We start from the raw sequence: 6,646 nt of genomic DNA on the forward strand, positions 1-6,646 counted from the left end.
CAAGGCCATGGAAAAGGCAGGGGAAAGACGGCCGGCATCGGCTCTGGCGCGCCTGTGGTCGCGTCTGCGTGATCCGGTGACGGGCGGCATGGTGGTCGGAACCGTGGCGCTTGCCGCGGCGGTGGCGCTCATCCAGGTCACCTTCCCGGCCATGGGCCAGGAGGTCTACACCGCCAACTATGTCTGCGCGGTACTCGGCAGCTATGGCATTGGCTCGCCGGTCGCCTGGTACTGCCTGCGCCAGAACCGGCGCCTGGAAAGCCTGCTTGTCGAACTGGAAGACATGCATGCGCTGCTCAAGGCACGCTCCCGCGTCGACGCGATGACGGGTCTGCTGAACCGCGAGGCATTCTTCGACGAGGCCGAGCATGTCCTGAAGGCGGGAGACGGTCCGGCGCTCCTCATTCTCGACATCGACCGGTTCAAGCCGATCAATGACACCTGGGGGCATCTTGCCGGCGATCGTGCCATCGAACTGGTCGCGGCCGCGCTTCTCTCCGCAGCGCCGCCAAGCGCCCTGGTCGGCCGCATCGGTGGCGAGGAATTCGCCGTTCTGCTGGCGGGCGGGGACGCGTTCGACGTTCGCCGGGTTGCCGAGACCCTTCGTGTCGCGGTCGAGGCAATCGAGTTCTGGCCGGCCGACGGCATGCGCCAGCCGTTGACCATCAGCATCGGCGGCAGCCACGCGCCCCATGGCTCTGTGGTGACCGATATTGTCCGCCGGGCCGACCGCTGTCTCTACCAGGCCAAGAACGCGGGCCGAAACCGGATCCGCTTCGACGCGGCCGCCTGACGGTCCTGCGACGCCATAACCCCTTCCCATCCAGGGCCGGTTCGGTCTAGACCGGTGCCGATGAGCAGACGACCGCGCACCTTCATGGCATCCCTGCGCCGCGACGGGCTGGCATTCGCCATCCTGTCCGCGCTGGTGATCCTTGTCGTGCACGCCAAGCCGCTGGCCGAGGCCAAGGCCGCCGGCGGACCCTTCGCCGGCATGATCTGTTCGTCCTTCGGGGCCGTGCAGGCCGATCCCGGCAGGGCGCCCGGAACGACGCCCGCCGCCGATGATTGCCCCTTCTGCCTTGCCGGTGCGCATGTCCAGCCGGTTCTCGCAAGCCAGCCGCCTGTCCTCGTGGTCCCGGTCCGCATCGCCTCACCGACGCGCTGGACCCGTGGCAACGAGGCCGCGCCGGCCCGGCCGCGAACATCGCTGCCGGCCATCCGCGGACCGCCTGTTTGCGCCTGAGCAACGACGGCCTGGCCGCCGTGTGCTCGAATGCGGCATTCGCAGCCTGAAACCAGGATGATGTGATTTTGATATCAGCGGTCTGGACGCCCGGGGAAGGGCGCCGCCCGCGAGGAGAGACAGATGAACCGTACCGTGAAGATGATTGCCCTGGCCACCACGCTGGTCCTGCCGGCCCTGGTGCCCGTGACTTCGGCGATGGCCGGGGACAAGGCCGCGATGGTCATGGACCAGGCACCCGTCAAGGTCGGCGACCTTGAACTGACCGGCATGTGGGCGCGCGCCATGCTCCCCAACCAGCCCGCCGGCGGTGGCTTCGTGACCATCCGCAACACCGGCAGCGAGGATGATCGCCTGCTGAAGATGGAAACGCCGGACGCCCGCGGCGAAGTGCACGAAATGGCCGTCGAGAACGGCGTCATGCGCATGCGCGAGCTGGCCGACGGCCTGCCGATTCCGGCGGGCGGGACGGTGGAACTGAAACCCGGCGGCTTCCACCTGATGTTCCTGGAGGTGAAGGCACCGTTCAAGGAAGGCACCGCCGTCCCGGTCACGCTGACCTTCCAGAAGGCCGGCAAGGTCGACCTCGACCTCAAGGTCATGCCGTTCGACTACGGCCGCATGAAGATGAACCAGGGAGACGGCAAGGGCGAGATGAAGAACGGCGGGCACGGCGGCATGATGAAGCAGGGCGGCTGACCGCCCGCTTCAGACCGTCAGCGCGGCGAGAAAGCCCTTCAGGTCGTCGGTCACGTGATCGACGACCCCCTCGTGGTCCTCGTCGCGCTCCCAGACTTCGGCGAAATCCGGCTCGAAGTTGCGCGGCACGATGAGCACCGTCTTCATGCCGAGCGCCTTGGGCACGGTCAGGTTGCGCGCGAGGTCCTCGAACATCGCCGACTGTTCGCCGGCCACCCGGTGCAGCGCGGTGAACTTGTCATAGGTCTCCTGCGCCGGCTTGGGCACCAGCCCGGCCGCGACGATGTCGAAGATCTCGTCGAAATGATCGAGGATCCCCAGCTGCCGCGCGGTGCGTTCGGCGTGGCCGCGGTCCCCGTTGGTGAAGATGAACTTGCGGCCCGGCAGCGCCGCAATGGCCTCGCCCAGGCCCGGGTCCGGCTCGAGCCAGGAATAGTCGATGTCATGCACCTTCTGCAGGAAATCGTCCGGGTCGATCCCGTGCACCTCCATCAGGCCCTTCAGCGTCGTGCCGTAGTCCCGGTAGAAATCCTTCTGCACCTTGCGCGCCTCGTCGCGCGGCAATTGCAGCAGGTCGGAGACATAGCGCGTCATGCGCACGTCGATCTGCGCGAACAGGTTCGCATGGTGCGGGTACAGGGTGTTGTCGAGGTCGAACACCCAGTTGGTGACATGGCGGAAATCGGCCTGGAGGGGAATCGTCGTCATGGCCGCACTATGGCACGGGCGATGTGCCCGCGCATCCACGCATCCAATTTGTCGAAAATTGGCGGTATTGAAAAAGCAACTCCTTAAAAAGATATGGCTACCGTAAGGATCGAAGCAGGAGGACGCGGCATGCAGTCCATCTTTGGAAAGACCTTTCTGGTGTGCACGGGCGCCCTCGTGCTGGCATCCGCGCTGGCCGCGGTCCTGCACTTTCTGGCGCCGGCCGGCTTCGGAGCCGGTGGTTCGGTTGCCGCGTCGATCGCCCCTTTCCTGGTGGCCTTGCCGCTGGTGGCCTACCTGTTCGTCCAGTCCGAGAAACATCGCCTTGCCGTCCTGGACCTGGATGCCGTGCGCCAGGAGCTGGAGCGCTCCAACGCCGACCTGCGCCGCAAGGTCGAGATCGACCCGATGACGGGCTTCCTCAACCGCGAATTCTTCATGAACCAGCTGTCGTCGCTGCGTCGCAAGTCCGACCGTGGCACGCTGCTGATCCTGGATGCCGATCATTTCAAGTCGATCAATGACCGCTACGGGCACCTGACCGGCGACGAGGCGCTCATCGCCATCACCCGCCGCATCCGCGAAAGCGTCCGCGCGCAGGATATCGTCGGCCGCATCGGCGGCGAGGAATTCGGCGTCTACCTGAAGGGCGCCTGCGGCGAGGAGGCCTTCCTGGTCGCCGAACGTGTGCGCCGGGCCGTCGAGGCGATCGTCTTCGAACCGGCCGAGGGCGTCCGCCATCCCCTGACCGTGTCGATCGGCGGCGTGGTCGAGGCCCAGGACCTGCCCCTCTCGGAAGCCCTGCGGACGGCCGATACCTCGCTCTATGCCGCCAAGAATGGCGGCCGTAACCTCGTGGTGATCGCCGGCCGCCTGCCGCACGCGGCTTGATCGGGAACTCCGTTGCGGGATAAAGGCTATCTTGCCTTTCCCCGGAGATCCCCATGGAAGCCTGGATCGTCATCACGGTCGCCGCCGCCTTTGTCCAGAATATCCGTTCAAGTCTCCAGAAGCACCTGAAGGGTGCCATGGGCACCACGGGCGCCACCTTCGTGCGCTTTGGTTTCGGTGCGCCCTTCGCGCTTCTCTTCCTTGCCGGGTCCCTCTGGGCGAGCGGACAGGCGCTGCCGTCTCCCAATGCCGGGTTCCTCTTCTGGGTCGTGGTCGGGGCGGTGTCGCAGATCGCCGCCCAGGCCCTGCTGGTGCACATGTTCTCGCTGCGCAATTTTGCCGTCGGCAGCGCCTATTCGCGCACCGAGCCGGCGCAGGCGGCCGTGTTCGGCCTGATTTTCCTGGGTGACCGGGTGACGCCGGGCGCCCTGCTGGCCATCTGCGTGTCCGTCGCCGGGGTCATGCTTATCTCGGTGGCCCGCGGGCCGGTCACGCCGCGCGCCCTCGTCTCTTCCCTCTTCACCCGCACGGCCGCCATCGGCCTCGGCTCGGGCACCATCTTCGGCATTGCCGCGGTCGCTTACCGCGCCGCATCGCTATCGCTGGCCGAAACCATGGCCGAACCGAATTTCTTCGTCCAGGCAGCCTCGGTGCTGGTCGCGGCCATCCTGCTGCAGACACTCCTGATGCTGGGCTGGATGCTGTGGCGCGACCGGGCCGAACTCGGCCGCATCCGCCACGCCTGGCGCATGTCCGCCCTGACCGGCCTTGCCGGCGCCACCGCCTCCTTTGGCTGGTTCGCCGCCATGACCCTGCAGCAGGCTGCCGTGGTCAAGGCGCTCGGCCAGATCGAGATGCTGTTCATCTTCGCCTCGACCTTTTTCGTCTTCCGCGAGCGCATGCACCGGCTGGAGATCGCGGGCTGCCTGATGATCGTCGCCGGGATCGTCCTTCTCGTCCTCTTGCCCTGACCGCGTGACACCGGCGGACCGCCTGCCGTTCCGGTCGTTGGCCGGCGCAGACCCGCGCTTGCCTGTAGACAGGTTCTATCTGAATTGTTATACAAGATAACAAATTCAGGGAGGATTTCATGGCGCTTCTCAACGTGCCCGGCATGCGTCCGGTTTTGCTCGGCGATCTCTCGGTCGAGGTGGAACGCAGGGATGACGGTTCGGTTATCCTTCGCTCGCCGCACAAGCTCGGGGACTTTCCGCGGTCTGTCACCGACCGGCTCGACGAATGGGCCGGGAAGGCGCCCGACCGGATCTTCCTGGCCGACCGGCGCGACGGGGAATGGCGCACCGTCACCTATGCCCAGGCGCTCGCCCGCGTCCGCTCCATCGGCGAATACATGCTGGACCATGGCCTTTCTGCCGACAGGCCGATGGTCATCCTGTCCGGCAACAGCGTCGAGCATGCGCTCATGGCGCTGGGTGCCATGTATGCTGGCATACCCTATGCGCCGGTTTCCACGGCCTATTCGCTCGTCTCGCAGGATCATGCCAAGCTGAAACACGTCTGCAACCTGCTGACGCCGGGCATGGTCTTCACCGCTGATGGCAAACCCTATGAAAAGGCGCTGGCCGCCGTCATGAAGCCGGGCATGAGCCTCGTCGTGGCCCGCGAGCCGGTCGAGGGCTACGACACCCATCTCTTCGACGAACTGCTCGCAACCCCGGCCGGGGACGCCGTGGAGGCGGCCCATGCCGCGATCACGCCCGATACGGTGGCGAAATTCCTGTTCACCTCGGGCTCGACCGGCATGCCCAAGGCGGTCATCAACACCCACGGCATGATGGCCTGCAACCAGGAAATGATCGTCAACGCCATGGCCTTCATGCGCGAGGAACCGCCGGTCCTGGTCGACTGGCTGCCCTGGAACCACACCGCGGGCGGCAACCACAACTTCGGCCTCGTGCTCTACAACGGCGGTTCGCTCTACATCGACGAGGGCTCGCCGACGCCCAGGGGCATCGCCGCCACGGTCCGCAACCTGACCGATATCGCGCCGACGCTCTATTTCAACGTGCCCAAGGGCTACGAGATGCTGACCGCCCAGTTCGCCGGCAACGACGCGCTGCGCAGGAATTTCTATTCCCGTCTCAAGCTGATGCAATACGCCGGGGCCGGGCTGTCCCAGCATGTCTGGGACGCGCTGGAAAGCAATGCCGAGCAGACCGTGGGCGAGAAGGTCGTCATCGTCACCGGCTATGGCTCCACGGAGACCGCGCCCTTCGCGCTGACAACGACCTGGGCGGTGGAGCGCCCCGGCGAGGTGGGCCTGCCCGCGCCGGGTCTCGAACTCAAGCTGGTGCCCAACGCGGAGAAGACGGAGGTCCGCCTGCGCGGCCCCTCGATAACGCCGGGCTACTGGCGTCAGCCCGAGAAGACGAAGGAGGCCTTCGACGAGGAGGGCTTCTACCTGATGGGCGACGCGCTGAAGTTCGTGGATCCGTCGGACCCGGACAAGGGGCTGATCTTCGACGGCCGCGTGACCGAGGATTTCAAGCTGTCGACCGGCACCTGGGTGGATTTCGCCGGTGTCCGGGCGAAGATCGTCAAGACCTTCGCGCCCTACGTCCGAGACGCCGTGCTGACCGGCCTCAACCGCAACTTCATCGGCGCGCTGCTGTTCACCGACCACGATGCGGTACGCAGGATCGCACCGGAACTGGCCGACGCCGACGATGCGGCCGTGGCGGCCAATCCGGAGGTGCGGCGCCTCTTCCAGCAGCGGCTGGACGACCTGGGGGCGTCATCGACGGGGAGTTCCAATTTCGTCGCCCGCGCCATCATCGTCGACAGCCCGCCCTCGCTCGACGATCACGAGGTCACCGACAAGGGCTCGATCAACCAGCGCGCCGTCATGGCCGCCCGCGCCCATCTCATCGAGGATATCTATGCCGACGAGCCGGCGGGGCACGTCCTGGTGACGAACCGGGCGAAGTAGGCCCGGGAGGCGGCGGGCTGGCAGTTGTCGCTGGCCTGTCCCGCCCGCGAATCCGATCAGGCGGGTCAGAGCACTTCGAAGAAGGTGATGCGGACGTGATCGACAAGCAATTTCAGCGAAAGTTGCAGACTTTCGCGCTCGCGAAATTGCGG

At 66.2% G+C, this 6,646-nt stretch carries 7 protein-coding genes; 6 read left to right on the top strand and 1 reads right to left on the bottom strand.

Annotated features, from left to right (window positions below; all coding sequences use genetic code 11):
- Nucleotides 1-7: 7 nt before the first annotated feature.
- The 3 genes from CSC94_RS03860 (at nucleotide 8) to CSC94_RS03870 (ending at nucleotide 1,945) form a co-directional block, all read left to right on the top strand.
- On the top strand, nucleotides 8-793 hold the full coding sequence (locus tag CSC94_RS03860; RefSeq protein ID WP_099303863.1) for a GGDEF domain-containing protein: 786 nt from the start codon (nucleotides 8-10) through the stop codon (nucleotides 791-793).
- A gap of 60 nt (nucleotides 794-853) precedes the next feature.
- Entirely contained in the window at nucleotides 854-1,246 is a 393-nt protein-coding gene (locus CSC94_RS03865; protein ID WP_114647846.1) for a DUF2946 family protein, read from the top strand.
- Nucleotides 1,247-1,369: 123 nt separating this feature from the next.
- A complete protein-coding gene (locus tag CSC94_RS03870; RefSeq protein WP_099303867.1) occupies nucleotides 1,370-1,945 on the top strand; it encodes a copper chaperone PCu(A)C in 576 nt (191 codons plus the stop codon).
- Nucleotides 1,946-1,954: 9 nt separating this feature from the next.
- On the opposite strand, the gene CSC94_RS03875 is transcribed toward CSC94_RS03870, so the two are convergent.
- Nucleotides 1,955-2,653 carry a pyrimidine 5'-nucleotidase gene (locus CSC94_RS03875; protein WP_099303869.1) on the bottom strand — a complete coding sequence of 233 codons (699 nt, stop codon included), beginning with the start codon at nucleotides 2,651-2,653 and terminating at the stop codon, nucleotides 1,955-1,957.
- A 129-nt stretch (nucleotides 2,654-2,782) separates the two neighbouring features.
- On the opposite strand from CSC94_RS03875, the gene CSC94_RS03880 reads away from it, so the two are divergent.
- The 3 genes from CSC94_RS03880 to CSC94_RS03890 all read left to right on the top strand — a co-directional run bounded on the left by CSC94_RS03880 (nucleotide 2,783) and on the right by CSC94_RS03890 (nucleotide 6,494).
- On the top strand, nucleotides 2,783-3,544 hold the full coding sequence (locus tag CSC94_RS03880; RefSeq protein WP_165784303.1) for a GGDEF domain-containing protein: 762 nt from the start codon (nucleotides 2,783-2,785) through the stop codon (nucleotides 3,542-3,544).
- Between the two features lie 53 nt (nucleotides 3,545-3,597).
- Nucleotides 3,598-4,515: a DMT family transporter gene (locus CSC94_RS03885; RefSeq protein WP_099303873.1), complete on the top strand. Its 918-nt coding sequence runs from the start codon at nucleotides 3,598-3,600 to the stop codon at nucleotides 4,513-4,515.
- A 119-nt stretch (nucleotides 4,516-4,634) separates the two neighbouring features.
- Nucleotides 4,635-6,494 carry a feruloyl-CoA synthase gene (locus tag CSC94_RS03890; RefSeq protein WP_099303875.1) on the top strand — a complete coding sequence of 620 codons (1,860 nt, stop codon included), beginning with the start codon at nucleotides 4,635-4,637 and terminating at the stop codon, nucleotides 6,492-6,494.
- Nucleotides 6,495-6,646 lie beyond the last annotated feature (152 nt).

The sequence above is a fragment of the Zhengella mangrovi genome (assembly GCF_002727065.1).
Lineage (GTDB): Bacteria > Pseudomonadota > Alphaproteobacteria > Rhizobiales > Rhizobiaceae > Zhengella > Zhengella mangrovi.

What these genes read in the sequence shown, in the direction of transcription:
- CSC94_RS03860 (WP_099303863.1), top strand. Translation starts at nt 8, where the DNA reads ATGGAAAAGGCAGGGGAAAGACGGCCGGCATCGGCTCTGGCGCGCCTG.
- CSC94_RS03865 (WP_114647846.1), top strand. Translation starts at nt 854, where the DNA reads ATGAGCAGACGACCGCGCACCTTCATGGCATCCCTGCGCCGCGACGGG.
- CSC94_RS03870 (WP_099303867.1), top strand. Translation starts at nt 1,370, where the DNA reads ATGAACCGTACCGTGAAGATGATTGCCCTGGCCACCACGCTGGTCCTG.
- CSC94_RS03875 (WP_099303869.1), bottom strand. Translation starts at nt 2,653, where the DNA reads ATGACGACGATTCCCCTCCAGGCCGATTTCCGCCATGTCACCAACTGG.
- CSC94_RS03880 (WP_165784303.1), top strand. Translation starts at nt 2,783, where the DNA reads ATGCAGTCCATCTTTGGAAAGACCTTTCTGGTGTGCACGGGCGCCCTC.
- CSC94_RS03885 (WP_099303873.1), top strand. Translation starts at nt 3,598, where the DNA reads ATGGAAGCCTGGATCGTCATCACGGTCGCCGCCGCCTTTGTCCAGAAT.
- CSC94_RS03890 (WP_099303875.1), top strand. Translation starts at nt 4,635, where the DNA reads ATGGCGCTTCTCAACGTGCCCGGCATGCGTCCGGTTTTGCTCGGCGAT.